Raw genomic sequence first — 15,968 nt, forward strand, 5'->3', positions numbered from 1 at the left:
CATTCTTGCACCTCGCCGCCGGTGCTACATCAAGGGCCATGCACGGCGCCGCATCCGACGCCCTTCCTGATGGAGAAAAGATTATGCAGATCGACTTGAAGGGCCAGACGGCCATCGTCACCGGTTCCACCGCCGGCATCGGCTTCGCCATCGCCCTGGGGCTGGCCAAGGCCGGCGCGTCCCTGATCCTGAACGGCCGCAGCCAGGCCACCGTCACCGCCGCCGTGGCCAAGCTGAATGAGCTGGTGCCCGGCGCAGACGCGCGTGGCGTGGCCGCCGACGTCAGCACGGCGGAGGGGGCCGCCGCCCTGCTGGAGGCGATGCCCCAGGCCGACATCCTGGTCAACAACGCCGGCATCTTCGAGCCCAAGGACTTCTTCGAGACGCCGGATGAGGACTGGACCCGCATGTTCGAGGTCAACGTCCTGTCGGGCGTGCGCCTGTCCCGCGCCTATCTCAAGGGCATGCTGGAACGCAACCAGGGCCGTGTCATCTTCATCTCTTCCGAATCCGGCCTGAACATTCCGGTGGAGATGATCCACTACGGCTTCAGCAAGACGGCCCAACTTGCGGTGTCGCGTGGCCTGGCCAAGCTGACGCGCGGCAGCAAGGTCACCGTCAACGCCGTCCTGCCCGGCCCCACCCTGTCGGAAGGGGTGGAGGCCATGCTGAAGGAGCAGGTGGCCAAAACCGGCAAGCCGATCGAGGAGGTCGGGGCCGACTTCGTGCGCGCCTTCCGCCCCACCTCGCTGATCCAACGGACCGCGACGGTGGAGGAGGTGGCGAACATGGTGGTCTACACCTGCTCCCCCTTCGCCTCCGCCACCAACGGCGCCGCCTTGCGCGTCGATGGCGGCGTGGTCGACTTCATCGCCTGATCCGGAAAGGGCCATCCTTCATGCGGCGTCTTGCTTGCCTCGCCCTGGCGGCCGTCCTGGCCGCCAGCCCCGCCGCCGTCACCACGGCGGGGGCGTCCACCATCGCCCCAGCGACAACGGAGCCCATCGGCATCGCGCTGGAAGGATGGCCCTATCCCTTCCCCGTCAGTTATTTCGAGTTCGTGGCGGAGGGGCAGACCCTGCGTCAGGCCTATATGGACGTGGCGCCCACCGGCAAAGCGAACGGCCGCGTGGCCCTGCTGTTCCATGGCCGCAATTTCCCCGCCAGCTATTGGGACACGGTCATCCGCGCCTTCGCCGCGGATGGCTACCGCGTCATCGCCACCGACCAGATCGGCTTCGGCAAATCCTCCAAGCCCGACCTCCCCTACAGCTTCGACTTTTTCGCCGCCAACACGGCGGCGCTGTTGGACAGCCTAGGGATCAGCCAAGTCGATCTGGTGGGCCATTCCATCGGCGGCATGCTGGCCGCCCGTTTCACCCGCACCTATCCGGAGCGGGTGCGCCGGCTGGTGCTGGAGGCGCCGGTGGGGTTGGAGGACTACCGCATGACCGTGCCGCCGGTCAGCGACACCTTCCTCTATGACCGTGAATACGCCCTGTCTGCCGACGCCTACCGCGACTTCCTGAAGAACAGCTATTCCCTATCCGTGCCGGTGGCGGAGATCGAGCCCTTCGTCAGCTTACGCGAACGGCTGAAGGCCAGCGGCGAGTATCCGCGCTGGGTTAAGTCCTTCATCAAGTCCTATCAGATGATCCACGACCAGCCGGTGGTGCATGAATACCCGCTGATCGCCACCCCCACCCTGTTCATCATGGGCTCCGCCGACCACAACGCGCCGGGCAAGCCCTACACCACCAAGGAATTGGGCGCCGGCATGGGTCACAACGCCGACAACGCCAAGGCCATCGCCGCGACCATGCCCAGCGCCCGGGTGGTGGTGTTCAACGGCGTGGGCCATCTGGTCCACCTGGAACGGCCGGACGCGTTCAACAGGACGGCGCTGGAGTTTCTGGACCAATAGCTCCTGGACCGGCAATTCCCGGCCGACCGGAATCACAGGTCGTCGTAGAGTGTGCCCTCTTCCTGGGATCGCGGCGCCGGACGGGCCGGCGCCTCCTGCCGCGCGCCGCCAGCCCGTGCCGCCGCCGCATCGGCGCGCACGGCGGCCAGGGGCCGGTCATCCACCATCACGTCCTCATCGGTGTCCGGGCCGGGATCGCTCTCCGGCTTCAAGCCGGCGTTGCGCAGCCATTCCCCGCACCAGTCGGTGGACAGGGTGGTGGGGAAGACGCCGGCCGGCGCCCGGTCCGTCACCACCGGCGGATAGCGCCGGCACTGCCCCTTGGGCCCCCGCTCCCTCACGCCGCCGCCCAACCAATGGCGGCAGGTATAGCAAATCTCGGAACGGCGGACGGCCATGGGACGAGGCTTTCGGCTGCGGACCTTGTGCTCACCGTTATAACATGGCCCCGGCCGCGAATGGGAAGGGTGGACGGTGCCCGCCCTTCCCACCCCCAATCACGGCACGAAGGGATCGATAGTCTGGATGGTGCCGTCGGCGTTGAAGTGCATCTCCGTCACCTTGACGTTGCGCAGGTGGTTTTTGCCGCTCAGCTGGTTGTCGGCGTAGAACAGCCAGGTCTTGCCGCCCCAATCGACAATGGAATGATGGGTGGTCCAGCCCTGGACCGGCAGCAGGAAATGGCCCCGGTACTTGAACGGGCCATACGGGTTGTCGCCGGTGGCGTAGGCCAGGAAATGGGTGTCGCCGGTGGAATAGGTGAAGTAATAGGTGCCGCCGCGCTTGTACATCCACGACGCCTCGAAGAAGCGCCGCTCGTGATCGCCGCCCAACAGGGGCTTGCCGTCCTCGCCCAGGATGACGACGTCGCGCGGCTTTTCCGCGAAGGTCTTCATGTCGGGGGCCAGCTTGGCGACCTTGGCGGTCAGCGCCGGCTTGTCATCCTGCTTCAGGTCGGTATCGCCGATGCCGGCGTCATAATGGCCCGTGGCCCACTTCTGCAACTGGCCGCCCCAGATGCCGCCGAAATACATATAGCTGCCGCCGTCGGTGTCGGTGAACACGGCCGGGTCGATGGAAAAGCTGCCGGGGATGGGCTGCGGTTCCGCCTTGAACGGGCCCATGGGCTTGTCGCCGGTGGCGACGCCGATATGGAACACCCCCTGCTTATCCTTGGCGGGGAAGTAGAGGTAATAGGTGCCGTTCTTGTAGGCCGCGTCAGGCGCCCACATGAACTCCTTGGCCCAGGGCACCTGCTCCACCGACAGCGCCACGCCGCCGATGGTCACCGGCCCGCCAATCTTGTCCATGGACAGGACGCGGTAATCGCGCATGGCGTACTGGCTGCCCAAATCGTCATCGGGGATGCCGGCATCGATGTCGTGGCTGGGGTAGACGTAGATCTTGCCATCGAAGACATGCGCCGAGGGATCGGCCGTGTAAATCTCCGTCACCAGGGGCTGGGACAGGAAATGCTTGCCGTTCAGGGCCACCGGATTCTGGCCGGCCGGTTGGACAGCAGCATCCGCCGGCTTGTCCTGGGCCAAAGCGACTGGGGCGGCGCACAGCACGCCAAGGATGGGCAAGGTGAAACCGAGCACGCGACGCATTGATCCTCCCGATATTCTTATGCTTGGCGTTATGGCCGCACGTTACCGCTAACATTGGCGGTTTACAAGGACATCCCCCGGTTGATCCGAGGGGTGGCGGGCCTGAAGGGCACGGGCGGTTTACCAGCTCAGGCTGTGTGATTTCCGTCCCATTCAACGCCAATATGCGGGGGCCGCGCTTGAAGGGTGGGCGCGGGCTCATTAGTCTCTGATCTTTCCCTCGCGGGCCATCGTGGCCCGCTGGGGCCCTCGCGGGTCTCGCGGCCCGCTGGGGCGGCGCCCCGACCCCTGGTGATATGGAAGACAGCCTTGGACATACGTGACGGTTTCATCGGAACGATCGGCCACACCCCCCTGATCCGGCTGGAAGCGGCCTCCAAGGCGACGGGCTGTGACATCCTGGGCAAGGCGGAGTTCCTGAACCCCGGCGGCTCGGTCAAGGATCGGGCGGCCCTGGCCATCATCCAGGACGCCATCACGCGCGGCGCGCTGAAGCCGGGCGGCACCATCGTGGAAGGGACGGCCGGCAACACCGGCATCGGCCTGGCGCTGGTGGGCAACGCCTGGGGCTTCAAGACCGTCATCGTCATGCCCGAGACGCAGAGCCAGGAAAAGAAGGACATGCTGCGCCTGATCGGCGCCGACCTGCGCCTGGTGCCGGCCGTGCCGTACAAGGACCCGGGCAACTACGTCCATGTCAGCCGCCGCATCGCGGAAGAACTGGCGGCGACGGAACCCAACGGCGCCATCTGGGCCAACCAGTTCGACAACCTGGCCAACCGCGAGGGCCATCGCGCCACCACCGGCGTCGAGATTTGGGAGCAGACGGACGGCAAGGTCGACGCCTTCACCTGCGCCGTGGGCACGGGCGGCACCCTGGCCGGCGTGGCACTGGCGCTGAAGGAGCGCAACCCCAACGTCCGCATCGTCATGGCCGACCCCATGGGTAGCGCCCTCTATAACTGGAAGAAGACCGGGGAGCTGGTGTCCACCGGCACCTCCATCACCGAGGGCATCGGCCAGGCCCGCGTCACCGCGAACCTGGCGGACGCGCCCATCGACGATGCGGTGCAGATCCCTGACGAGGAGGCCCTGCCCCTGATCTTCGACCTGGTGAAGACCCAGGGCCTGGTGCTAGGCGGGTCCAGCGGGATCAACGTCGCCGCCGCCATCCGCGTGGCCCGCGACCTGGGTCCCGGCCATACGGTGGTGACCATCCTGTGCGACTTCGGCACCCGCTATCAGTCCAAGCTGTTCAACCCCGAATTCCTCAAGGAACGGAACCTGCCCGTTCCCGGTTGGCTGTAAGGAGGCCTGACCCCGTGACCCCCAGTTCCACGTCACCGAGCGCGCTCGTCACCACCGACTGGCTGGCCCAGCACCTGAATGACACGGACATCCGCGTCGTCGACGCCAGCTATCACATGCCCGCCGTCCCGCGTGAGGCCAAGGCCGAGTTCGCGGCCCAGCACATTCCCGGCGCCGTGTTCTTCGATATCGACGGCATCGCCGACAAGACCATCCCCCTGCCCCACATGCTGCCCACGGCGGAAGCATTCGCCCAGGCGGTGACGGAACTGGGCATCGGCCGCGACAGCACCGTCATCGTCTACGACGTCTATGACCTGTTCAGCGCCGCCCGGGTGTGGTGGACCTTCCGCGTGTTCGGCCATGACAAGGTCTACGTCCTGGACGGCGGCCTGCCCAAATGGCTGGCCGAGGGACGGCCGGTGGAGGCCGGACCCGCCACGCCGAAACCGGCGGGGGAACCCATCGCCGCGCACCTGGACCCCGCCCTGGTCCGCAACGCAGATGCCGTGCTGGCCAACATCGACCGCAAGGTGGAGCAGGTGGTGGACGCCCGCTCGCAAGGCCGATTCGAGGCGACCGCGCCGGAGCCGCGCGCCGGCCTGCGCGGTGGCCACATCCCGGGCAGCCGCAACGTCCCCTTCAACGAGCTGATCGCCGGCGGCCGCCTGAAGCCGGCGGATGAGCTGGCCGCCCGCTTCCAGGACGCGGGCGTGGACGTCAACCGCCCGCTGGTCACCAGCTGCGGCAGCGGCCTGACCGCCGCCATCCTGGCGCTGGCGCTTTATGAGATCGGGCAGCCGGACGTCGCCATCTACGACGGGTCCTGGACGGAATGGGGCGGTCGCGCCGATCTGCCCGTCGCCACCGGCCCCGCCTGAGGCCACGCATGGAACTCGAAGCCGGCGTGCCATTGGGCAACGTACCGGCGGGCAAGCTGCCCGTCACCATCACCTATCTGGAAATGGCGGAGCCACCCGTCGGCCCGCAGGCCATACGGCCCGCTGGTGTCGACGGGCCGGTCCACGCCGTCAATTGCCCGCCGGCCTATTACCGCTTCCTCTACGACACGGTGGGGGAACCCTGGCTGTGGGAGTATCGCCGCCGCATGGCGCCGGAGCGCCTGGCCGAAATCCTGGCCGACCCGGCGGTGGAGGTGCACGTCGTGTCCATCCAGGGCGTGCCCGCCGGATATATCGAGCTGGATGCGGACAAGCTGGCGGCGGACGGCACCATGGACGTGGCCTATTTCGGCCTGATGCCCTGGGCCATCGGCCGGGGCATTGGCCCCTGGCTGCTGGACTGGGGCGTGCGCCGCGCCTGGGCCAGGCCCGGGGCAAGGCGGCTGACGGTCAACACCTGCACCTTCGACCATCCATCGGCGCTGGGCCTGTACCAGCGCGTCGGCTTCCACCCTCTGCGCACGGAGGACAAGCTGGTGGATGACCCTCGCCTGACCGGCCTGCTGCCCCTCTCCGCCGCCCCCCAGATTCCCCTGGCCCGGCAGCCCTGACGGCGCGCCTGTCCTGCCACCATATGCCGCAGGCCGGCGGCGCAGGGTTGATGGAAATCCTGTCGTTACACCCCGCATCGGAAACCGATACGGGGCTGAGCGAAAATGGGCGTCGGGGAGATGGGCGTCGGGCAGGTGGGCAGGACGCCGCCCGGCAAACTGCCGGTCCTGATCACCTTCATGGAAATGGCCAAGCCGCCGCAGACACCGCCCCGCCCCGCCCCCGGCATCGCGCAGGGTCCGGTCTTGGCCCGGAACTGCACCTTGGCCTATTATCGTTTCCTGTACGATACGATCGGCGAACGATGGCTGTGGTCATTGCGGCGCAGCATGGACCAGGATGAGTTGTCCCGCATGCTGGCCGACCCGCAGGTGGAGGTGCACGTGATCCATGTCGACGGCATGCCCGCCGGCTTTGTGGAGTTGGACTGGCGTCTGTTGCCGGCCGACGGCACGGTGGCCATCGACTATCTTGGTCTGATGCCCTGGGCCATCGGCCGGGGGCTGGGTTCCTGGCTGCTGGACTGGGCGGTTCACCATGTCTGGCAGCGGCCCCGCGTTCGCCGCCTGACCATCAACACCTGCAGCTTCGATCATCCGGCGGCCTTGCCGCTATACCTGCGCACCGGCTTCCGCCGCCTGCGCCAGGAACGTAAATTCTCCGACGACCCCCGGTGGACCGGCGTCATGCCGCCGACCGCCGGGCCGCACATTCCGCTGGCCGAACCACCGCTCCCCACCCCGTCCCCGCCGGAGATGCAGCCGACCGCCACCGACGCGCCGCCCCGGCGCCCGATCGCCTTTCGCCCCTTGGCCTATCGCCCATGACGATGATGGCGGTTCTGCGCGCGCCGGAACTGCGGCTGGCGTTCCGGGTCACGGTCGCCGGTGTGGCGGCATTGGCCATGGCGCGCCTGGTGAATCTGCCCCAGAGCTATTGGGCGGTGATCACCGCCATCATGGTCATGCAGACCAGCATCGGCGGGTCGCTGAAGGCGGCGCTGGACCGCTTCGCCGGCACCCTGGCGGGGGCGGCCTGGGGCGCCCTGGTCGCCTCGGTCGGCCTGCGGGATTCCCCGCTTCACCTGTGCCTGACGCTGGCCGTGGCGCTGGCGCCGCTGGCCTGGCTGGCGGCACGCCACCCAGTGTTCAAGCTGGCCCCCGTCACCGCGACCATCGTGCTGCTGACATCCGCCAGCAGCACCCAATCGTCCCTGGCGCTGGCGATGGACCGGGTGTCCGAAATCGTGATCGGCAATATTGTCGGCCTGGCCGTGGCCCTGTTCGTGCTGCCCTCGCGGGCCTACGGGACGGTGCTGACCACCGCCGCGCGGGTCACCGACCTGTGCGCCGACATGCTGGACGCGCTGCTGGACCCGGCGCTGCCGGAGGAGGTTCGCCAGGGCCTGTCCAAGCGTCACGCGCAGCTATGGGCGGCCCTGCGCCCCTTGGACACGGCGGTGGAGGAGGCACAGCGCGAACGCCGCACCTGGCTGGGCGACCAACGCGACCCTGCCCCCCTGGTCCGCACCCTGACCCGGGTGCGTCATGACCTGGTGATGGTCGGCCGCGCCACCGCCGACCGCGCCGCGTCCGATGGGGCGGCGGCCCGGCGGCTGGAAGGTCCCCTGGCGGACGTGCGGCGCCAGGGCGTGCTGTTCCTGCGCCATGCCGCCACCACCCTGCGCACGCAAGGCCAGGCACCCGATATCGAACCAGTGCAGGCGGCGGCGCGCGCTTACCTGGATACGGTACAGGCACTGCGGGCCGAGGGCGTGCTGCGGGAATTGCCCCGAGGCGTCACGGGACAGATTTACACCCTGTCCTTCGCGCTGGAGCAACTGACCCAGGATCTGACGGACCTGCACGCACGCGCGGCGGAAATGAGCCCGCCGCCCCGGCATGGGCGCAAACCGGGGGCGACGGCGGTTCCCCAACCCGCGGAACCGCCGGCCGCGCAAGATGGGTAGGTCCCCTCAGTGGGCGGTGTCGGCCACCTGCTCCGCCGGCAGGGTGGCGAAGTCGCGGGCCACGACCTTCAGGTCGCGGATGGTGCGGTCATAGCTGCTGGCGATGGCGGCGCGGCCATCGGGCGTCCAGGCGATGACACTGCTGGCGCTGAGATTGTCCAGGCAAGCCAGGCGGGCCTGGGCGGCCTTGCCATAGGCGCGGACCTCGGCGGTGGCGGCGCTGACATCGGCCGGGGTGGCCGTGGCGGACAGGTGGTTGACCGGGGCGACGGGGGGCTTGCCGCAGGCGCGCTCGACACCCAGCGACTGCGCCATGGCGGGCGCCGCGGCGGTGACCAGACCACCCAGGACAAGGGCGGCGAAAACGCGGGAAACAGAAGCCATAATCATCTCCGATGGCGAAAGGTGGTGCCCTTGACGGTCGCGCCCTCCCCCGCGGATTGATTGGCGAAACAGCAATTTCGCATACGCACATATTTATTGTGCGTTGCGGCAAAGCTACTGCCGCCAGGTTGGCCCGTCAACCATCGCACCTGAAGGTGATAACGCTATCAGCGATGTGGACCTAGCCCGGAACGTATTGCCGCAAAAGAGAATTATGCTTCTGATACACTGACATGCGGTTTTCGCAGCCTTGCCATGCGCAAAGCACGCCAAAGGCGGCCAGTTTCCCGGCCGCCTTGATTCAGCACCTGTTGGATGGGTCTTGGGCTCAGTCGCCGGAGGGGGCGGGCGCCATGGTCGGCCCGCTGGTGCGGGCGGAGGCATCACCATTGGCGGCGACCTGGGCCAAACAGGCGCCACGGGCCTTGGCCTTGGCGGCGTAGCGATTGACCTGGGCAACGAAAGCGTCGCCGTCGATGGCGGTCGGTGGCGCATCGAGGTGCTTCAGGGACAGGACGGGGGCCACCCCACAGGGGCTGGACGAAGCGCCGCCGGCACCCGCCGCCACGGCACTCCCAGCCCCGGCAAGGGCGACCATGGTGAAAAAAGCGTAAATCTGGGCGCGGGTTGCAAAAGTCATTAGTCTTATCCTCCAAGAAACAGTGACCCCACTATCCGGGCGTCACTCCGCCCCTTCATGGACATGGCGCCACCATTATTTGAAATAATGAACTTTCTGTTAAAAATACTCTTCTGCCCCCGCCCCATTCAACAGCTCGGAGGGTAAAGACATGACACCAAGGCCATAGGGCGGTCCGCGCAAATGGGGGAGGCCAGATCAGCGGGACACCCTCTCCGGAGATCGAAAGGGATAACCCGCCCCATCGCGCATACCTGCCATGCGCCACCATGCGGATGCGACAGGCTGGCCGGGACGGGGTGGATGGGTACCCTTTCCCCAGAAGGCCAAGCCAGTCCAAGGCGATGGCGGCAAACAACAAGGGGCGGTGACAGATGGGCAAGCGGCATTTTGGCTGGACGTTGGCCTTGGGTGCGGGCGTTGGGGCGCTGCTGGCCTCGGGAACGGCGGCCTGGGCCGGCGACCGGGAACAGGCGCAGGCCACGGTGGACACCCGCGCGGCGGTGGAACAGCCCAAGATCATCGCCTGGCGTCGCGACATCCATGAGCACCCCGAACTGGGCAACCAGGAGACGCGCACGGCGGCCCTGGTGGCCAAGCACCTGAAAAGCCTGGGCCTGGAGGTGCGCACCGGCGTGGCCAAGACCGGCGTGGTCGCCGTGCTGAAGGGCGGCAAACCCGGCCCGGTGGTGGCGCTGCGCGCGGACATGGACGCCCTGCCGGTGACGGAGCAGGTGGACCTTCCCTTCGCCTCCAAGGTGAAGACGCAGTATGAGGGGCATGAGGTGGGCGTGATGCACGCCTGCGGCCACGACACCCACGTCGCCATGCTGATGGGCGTGGCCGAGGTGCTGGCTGGAATGAAGGACCAGTTGCCCGGCACGGTGAAGTTCATTTTCCAGCCGGCGGAGGAGGGCCTGGCCAAGGGCGAGGTTGGCGGCGCGGAACAGATGCTGAAGGAAGGGGCGTTCGAGAACCCCAAGCCGGACGCCGTCTTCGGCGTGCACGTCATCTCCACCCTGCATGCCGGCGACGTGGGCTACCGCCCCGGCCCGTTCATGGCGGCGGCGGATGAGTTCGTCATCACCGTGCATGGCCGACAGAGCCATGGCGCCCTGCCCTGGACCGGCGTCGACCCCATCGTCACGGCATCGCAGATCGTGCTGGGCCTGCAGACCATCGAAAGCCGGCAGATGGAAGTGATCAAGGAGCCGTCGATCCTGAGCGTCGGCAGCATCCACGGCGGCAACCGCAACAACATCATTCCCGACACGGTCACCCTGAACGGCACCATCCGCACCTTCGACGAGGGCATGCGCGCCGACATCGACAAGCGCCTGCGCCGCACCGTGGCCGGCATCGCCGAGTCCGCCGGCGCCACCGCCGACGTGGACATCATCAAGGGCTATCCCGTCACCATCAACAACCCGGAGCTGACGGCCAAGATCGTCCCCACCCTGCAGCGCGTGGCGGGCAAGGACCATGTGAAGCTGATCGACAAGGTCACCCCGTCGGAGGACTTCTCCTTCTACGAACAGCAGGTGCCGGGCGTATACCTGTTCGTGGGCATCACCCCGCCGGACGCGGACCTGTCCAAGGCCGCCTCCAACCACTCGCCCAAGTTCTTCGTGGACGAGTCCGGCCTGATCGTCGGCGCGCGCACGCTGGCCCATCTGACGGTGGATTACCTGTACGGGCTGTAACGCAACGGAGGCATGATGGGGCGCGGCGGCGGGGCCGCTTCCCCTGGAGCCGGGGGTGGTGCCAAGATGGCCGCCCCTTTCCGTTTATGACTTGGCGCCTCATGTCTGACGACACGAAAAACCCCGCCACCTTGCTGGTCCACGCCGGCCGCAACCCGCTGGACAATTACGGCGTGGTCAACGTGCCGCCCTATCGCGCGTCCACCATCCTGTTCTCCTGCCTGGATGAGCTGGAGGGCCACGATCCCGAGCATCGCGCCCCGCGCTATGGCCGCCGCTCCACCCCCAGCAGCCTGGCGTTCGAGGACGCGGTGGCGGCGCTGGAGGGCGGGCACCGCGCGGTGGTGGCCAGTTCCGGCCTGGCCGCCGTCACCACCGCCCTGCTGGCCTATGCCAAGGCCGGCGCCCATCTGCTGGTGGCCGACACCGTCTATGGCCCATCCCGGGACTTTTGCGACACGGTGCTGACCCGCCTGGGCGTGGTCGTGGAATATGTCGACCCGCTGATCGGCGCCGACATCGCGCACAAGCTGCGTCCCGAGACCACGGCCATCCTGCTGGAATCCCCCGGGTCCCTGACCTTCGAGGTCCAGGATATCCCCGCCATATCCCGCGCCGCCCATGACAAGGGCGTGGCCGTCCTGGTGGACAGCACGTGGTCGGCCGGCATCTGCAGCAAGCCGCTGGACCTGGGCGCCGACGTCGTCATCCATGCCGCCACCAAGTATTTCGTGGGCCATGCCGATGCCACGGTGGGCGTCATCGTCGGCACGCGCGAGGCGTGGCAGCGGGTGAAGAACACCGCCTTGCAACTGGGCCAGAACGTGGGCGGCGACGACCTGTACCTGGCCATGCGCGGCATGCGCACCCTGGCCGCCCGCATGGCCCGCCATCAGGAAACCGCGCTGGCCATCGCCCGCTGGCTGAAAGGCCGGGAGGAGGTGCAGCGCGTTCTGCATCCCGCCTTCCCCGACTGCCCCGGCCATGACATCTGGCGCCGCGACTTCACCGGGTCCAGCGGGCTGTTCACGGTGGAACTGAAAAAGCAGCCGCGCGCCGCCGTAGCCGCCCTGGTGGACGGCATGTCCCACTTCGGCATCGGCTTCAGCTGGGGCGGGTTCGAGTCCCTGATCCTGCCGACCGACCCGCGCAAGATCCGCACGGCCACGCCGTGGACCGGCACCGGCACGCTGATCCGCCTGCACGCGGGGCTGGAGGACGCCGACGACCTGATCCGCGACCTGGAGCGTGGACTGAACCGCATGACGGGAGCCGCCGCATGACCACAGCGATCAGCTATCCCCTGCCCCCGGCCGTGGTCGAGGCGACGGTGGCCGCCATCCGCTTCGACGCCAATGGCCTGGTGCCGGCCATCGCCCAGCAGCATGACACGGGCGAGGTGCTGATGATGGCCTGGATGAACGCCCAGTCCGTGGCTGAGAGCCTGACCACTGGGCGCGCCTGCTATTGGTCGCGGTCCCGCCAGTCCTTCTGGCGCAAGGGCGACACCTCGGGCCAGGTGCAGCATCTGCGCGAACTGCGCGTGGATTGCGACGGCGACACCCTGCTGCTGCTGGTGGATCAGGTGGGCGTGGCCTGCCATACCGGCCGCCGTTCCTGCTTCTACCGGGCGGCGGCACCGGACGGCCTGTCGACAATCGCCGATGTAGTCACTGATCCCCTCGTCCTGTATCCGCCGCATGCCCATGACCATCAGGCACCCTAGCTAAAAGATCAGCAATCCTTATCCGTTTGAAGTATTGTCCCCGATTGACGGCCTGTGTTTGGCCGCCAATGATTGGCAGTGGAAACCGGGCCGGTTTTTGGGTGGAACCGACGGTTCCCCGTGGGGGAAGACGGGAATGACTGGCGCTGTTCAGGGGGCTGGTGGCCGACGGGGACTGGCATCCCCTCGCTCCAGGGGCGTGGCGCCGGCCACCACCCTGTTCATGGCCCCCACTACGCCGTCGCAACATGCGGCGGCCTTCCTGGTCGGCCTGGCGCTGCTGGGGCTGTTCCTGGTCGGGGCCATGGGGGCGAAAACGCCGGTGGGCAACATCCCCGGCCTGCTGCCGGCCTATGCCGTCATCATCCTGGTCACCGACCTGCTGACCGCCTTCTTGATCGCCAGCCAGTTCCTGCTGTCAGGGCAGCGCCCCCTGCTGTGGCTGGTCGGTGGCTATGCCTATTCCGGCCTCATGGCCGTGTTGCAGGTGGCGGCATTGCCGGGCGCCTTCGCGCCCCTGGACCCGGATGGGACGCTGTCGCAATCGGCCCTGTGGCTGTACATGGCGTGGCATACCGCCTTCCCCATGGCGGTGTTGGGCTTCGCCTATTGGCAACGGCGGGAACCGGCGCCGGTCGCGGTCGAGTTCCGCCGACGGTTGACCTTGGGCGTGGGTATTGGCGCCGCGGTGACGGCGGCCTTGACCATGGTCGCCGTGCTCATGTCCATCGACCGCTGGCTGCCGCACGTCACCCTTGTCAACACCTACAACAACGACGTGACGGTCAAGGCCGTCTACCTGGTGATGCTGCTGATCAACTTCTGCACCCCGGCTGTCCTGGCCTCGGTGACGAAGGTGCGGACGGTGGGCCATCTGGGGCTGTTGATCTCCACCGTCGCGCTGGCGATGGACACGCTGTTGAACGGGCTGGGGCTGGCGCGCTTCACCCTGGGCTGGTTCCTGGCGCGCGCCGACGGCGCCGTGGCGTCTAGTGTCGTTCTGGTACTGCTGTTGGCGGAGATGGTCAGCCTGTACCGGCGCGTGCATGTGATGAACGGGCAGTTGAACGCCCAGCGGGAACGGTTGCTGACCCTGACAGGCGACCTGGACCGGGCCCGGCGGACGGCGGAGGAAGCCCGCCAGGTGGCGGAGCAGGCCAACGCCGCCAAATCGGATTTCCTGGCCAACATGAGCCACGAGATCCGCACGCCCATGAACGGCATCACCGGCATGGCGCAGATCCTGCTGGACACGCCGCTGACGACGCAACAGCGCGGCTACGCCGAGATCATCCGCGACAACGCCGACGCCCTGCTGGGCGTCATCAACGATATCCTCGACATCTCCAAGCTGGAGGCCGGCAAGGTCACGCTGGAGCGCATCCAGTTCAACCTGGATGAATTGGTGGATGGCGTGCTGGCCATCCTGGGCCCCCGTGCGCGGGACAAGGGGCTGGAGATCGGCGCCCTGGTGCATGACGACGCGTCCGGCATGTGGTGGGGCGACCCCACGCGGGTGCGCCAGGTACTGCTGAACCTGGTGGGCAACGCCATAAAATTCACCGCCAAGGGCGCGGTGTCGGTGGACATAACCCTGCTGGGCGAGGGCCCCGCCCTGCCGCAGCAGTCGCGGCGGCTGCGCGTCAAGGTGCAGGACACCGGCATCGGCATCGATCCCGCCCAGGCCGGCAAGCTGTTCCAGATGTTCGAGCAGGCCGACAGCTCCATCACCCGCCGGTTCGGCGGAACCGGCCTAGGGCTGGCCATCAGCCGCCAGTTGGTGGAGCTGATGGGCGGCAGCATCGGCGTGGAGAGCACGCCCGGCGCTGGTGCCACCTTCTGGTTCGACGTGCCGCTTGAGCGGGGGATGGCGCCCAGCCGCACGGTCCAGCCCCTGGGCGATCGCCTGCGCGGCCGCCACGCGCTGGTGGTGGATGACACCCCCGTCAACCGCCTGATCTTGGTCCACCACCTCATGACCTGCGGCATGACGGTGGACGAGGCGCCGGGCGGCATCCAAGCCCGCAACCACCTGCTGTGGATCCTGGCGGTGCAGGACGGCAGCCTGACCGGGGCCTGCGCGGAGGGAAGCCGGGCGACACTGCCCGATGTCATTCTGATCGACCACCATATGCCGGACCTGGATGGCCCCGGCCTGGCCACCTGGATCAGGGAGGAGCCGCGGCTGGCCGGGGTCCGCCTGCTGCTGGCCAGTTCGCTGGAAACGCCCGCGGCGGCTGGTGACAAACTGTTCGACGCCGTGGTGCCCAAGCCCATACGCCGGCCCCAATTGCTGGAAGGCCTGGCCCAGGCGTGCGGCCTGCAGGTGGAGCCGGCGCCCGTCGCACCGGTGGCGTCCCCCGCGCCCCAGGGCGGCCGGGGCCGCATCCTGGTGGCGGAGGACAATGTCACCAACCAGACCATCGCGTCGGTGCTGCTGGAAAAGGCGGGCTACCAGGTGCAGATTGCGGAGAACGGGGAACAGGCCGTGCGCGCCTGCCTGCAGACCCGGTTCAACCTGGTGCTGATGGACGTGCAGATGCCCGTCATGGACGGCATCGAGGCGACGCGCCGCATCCGCGCCGCCGACCATCGCACGCCGCTGATGCCCATCATCGCCATGACCGCCAATGCCATGACCGGCATGCGGGAGGATTACCTGGCGGCCGGCATGGACGACTATGTCTCCAAGCCGTTCAAGGCCGAGCACCTGCTGGACATGGTGGCGCGCTGGCTGGCGGAGCGGGCACCGCCGCCCGCCGAGCTGGAAGAGGACACCCTGCTGCTGGAGCCCAGGGTGCTGGCGCGGCTGGAGCGGACATTGCCCCCGGAGGAGTTCCGCGTTCTAGTCGATGGCATCATCAACCGCGGCCGGAGCCGCCTGGAAGCCGTCCTGGATCTGGCGGCGGCCGACGCGCCGGCGGCGCTGCGCGACGCCACGCGTGACTTGGCGGCCATGGCCGACAGCTGCGGCCTGGTGCAACTGGCCCGCGAAGCGCGGCGTTTGGGTGACAGCCTGGCTGGCACGGACGCTGGGCCGGGTGCTGGGCCACATGGGGGGCCACATGGGGGGTCACATGGGAGGGCAGATGTCGCCGCCCGGTTGCCACCGCTGGCGGACCTGGGCCATCGCTCCTGGGACGCCTTGCGCCAACGCTTCCTGGGAGCGCCCGTTTCCTGACATCCAGAC

The 15,968-nt window shown here is 67.9% G+C and carries 15 protein-coding genes; 11 read left to right on the forward strand and 4 right to left on the reverse strand.

Going from position 1 to position 15,968, the window contains the following annotated elements; all coding sequences use genetic code 11:
- Positions 1 to 83: 83 nt before the first annotated feature.
- Positions 84 to 878, forward strand: a complete 795-nt coding sequence (locus FBZ90_RS21555; RefSeq protein WP_145735052.1) for an SDR family NAD(P)-dependent oxidoreductase — start codon at positions 84 to 86, stop codon at positions 876 to 878.
- Between the two features lie 20 nt (positions 879 to 898).
- Complete coding sequence (locus tag FBZ90_RS21560) at positions 899 to 1,924, forward strand: alpha/beta fold hydrolase (protein ID WP_145735053.1); 1,026 nt, start codon at positions 899 to 901, stop codon at positions 1,922 to 1,924.
- A 32-nt stretch (positions 1,925 to 1,956) separates the two neighbouring features.
- Here the strand turns inward: FBZ90_RS21560 and FBZ90_RS21565 are convergent, their stop codons facing one another.
- Both FBZ90_RS21565 and FBZ90_RS21570 read right to left on the reverse strand, forming a co-directional pair.
- On the reverse strand, positions 1,957 to 2,322 hold the full coding sequence (locus FBZ90_RS21565; protein WP_145735054.1) for a hypothetical protein: 366 nt from the start codon (positions 2,320 to 2,322) through the stop codon (positions 1,957 to 1,959).
- Between the two features lie 99 nt (positions 2,323 to 2,421).
- A complete protein-coding gene (locus FBZ90_RS21570) occupies positions 2,422 to 3,534 on the reverse strand; it encodes a glycoside hydrolase family 43 protein (protein ID WP_145735055.1) in 1,113 nt (370 codons plus the stop codon).
- A 309-nt stretch (positions 3,535 to 3,843) separates the two neighbouring features.
- On the opposite strand from FBZ90_RS21570, the gene FBZ90_RS21575 reads away from it, so the two are divergent.
- From FBZ90_RS21575 to FBZ90_RS21595, 5 genes are all read left to right on the forward strand, one after another.
- Positions 3,844 to 4,842 carry a cysteine synthase A gene (locus tag FBZ90_RS21575; RefSeq protein ID WP_145735056.1) on the forward strand — a complete coding sequence of 333 codons (999 nt, stop codon included), beginning with the start codon at positions 3,844 to 3,846 and terminating at the stop codon, positions 4,840 to 4,842.
- Positions 4,843 to 4,856: 14 nt separating this feature from the next.
- Positions 4,857 to 5,723: a 3-mercaptopyruvate sulfurtransferase gene (sseA, locus tag FBZ90_RS21580; protein ID WP_145735057.1), complete on the forward strand. Its 867-nt coding sequence runs from the start codon at positions 4,857 to 4,859 to the stop codon at positions 5,721 to 5,723.
- A gap of 8 nt (positions 5,724 to 5,731) precedes the next feature.
- Entirely contained in the window at positions 5,732 to 6,355 is a 624-nt protein-coding gene (locus FBZ90_RS21585; protein ID WP_145735058.1) for a GNAT family N-acetyltransferase, read from the forward strand.
- A gap of 105 nt (positions 6,356 to 6,460) precedes the next feature.
- On the forward strand, positions 6,461 to 7,183 hold the full coding sequence (locus FBZ90_RS21590) for a GNAT family N-acetyltransferase (protein WP_246130654.1): 723 nt from the start codon (positions 6,461 to 6,463) through the stop codon (positions 7,181 to 7,183).
- On the forward strand, positions 7,180 to 8,325 hold the full coding sequence (locus tag FBZ90_RS21595) for an FUSC family protein (protein WP_145735059.1): 1,146 nt from the start codon (positions 7,180 to 7,182) through the stop codon (positions 8,323 to 8,325). The genes FBZ90_RS21590 and FBZ90_RS21595 overlap by 4 nt, the downstream gene beginning before the upstream one ends.
- A gap of 6 nt (positions 8,326 to 8,331) precedes the next feature.
- Here FBZ90_RS21595 and FBZ90_RS21600 read toward each other — a convergent pair whose 3' ends face one another.
- Positions 8,332 to 8,709, reverse strand: a complete 378-nt coding sequence (locus tag FBZ90_RS21600; RefSeq protein WP_145735060.1) for a hypothetical protein — start codon at positions 8,707 to 8,709, stop codon at positions 8,332 to 8,334.
- 328 nt (positions 8,710 to 9,037) lie between these two features.
- The gene (locus tag FBZ90_RS21605; RefSeq protein ID WP_145735061.1) at positions 9,038 to 9,349 is read right to left on the reverse strand and encodes a hypothetical protein; all 312 of its coding nucleotides are present in this window, start codon (positions 9,347 to 9,349) and stop codon (positions 9,038 to 9,040) included.
- Positions 9,350 to 9,723: 374 nt separating this feature from the next.
- On the opposite strand from FBZ90_RS21605, the gene FBZ90_RS21610 reads away from it, so the two are divergent.
- The 4 genes from FBZ90_RS21610 (at position 9,724) to FBZ90_RS21625 (ending at position 15,959) form a co-directional block, all read left to right on the forward strand.
- Positions 9,724 to 11,052: an amidohydrolase gene (locus FBZ90_RS21610; protein ID WP_145735062.1), complete on the forward strand. Its 1,329-nt coding sequence runs from the start codon at positions 9,724 to 9,726 to the stop codon at positions 11,050 to 11,052.
- A 101-nt stretch (positions 11,053 to 11,153) separates the two neighbouring features.
- Positions 11,154 to 12,335 (forward strand): cystathionine beta-lyase, encoded by a 1,182-nt coding sequence (gene metC / locus FBZ90_RS21615; RefSeq protein ID WP_145735063.1) that lies wholly within the window; start codon positions 11,154 to 11,156, stop codon positions 12,333 to 12,335.
- Positions 12,332 to 12,778 carry a phosphoribosyl-AMP cyclohydrolase gene (hisI, locus tag FBZ90_RS21620; RefSeq protein WP_145735064.1) on the forward strand — a complete coding sequence of 149 codons (447 nt, stop codon included), beginning with the start codon at positions 12,332 to 12,334 and terminating at the stop codon, positions 12,776 to 12,778. Before metC ends, hisI begins: the two co-directional genes overlap by 4 nt.
- Before the next feature lie 136 nt (positions 12,779 to 12,914).
- Positions 12,915 to 15,959, forward strand: a complete 3,045-nt coding sequence (locus FBZ90_RS21625; RefSeq protein ID WP_145735065.1) for a response regulator — start codon at positions 12,915 to 12,917, stop codon at positions 15,957 to 15,959.
- The last annotated feature ends 9 nt before the right edge of the window (positions 15,960 to 15,968 follow it).

The organism is Nitrospirillum pindoramense (assembly GCF_007827955.1).
Lineage (GTDB): Bacteria > Pseudomonadota > Alphaproteobacteria > Azospirillales > Azospirillaceae > Nitrospirillum > Nitrospirillum amazonense_B.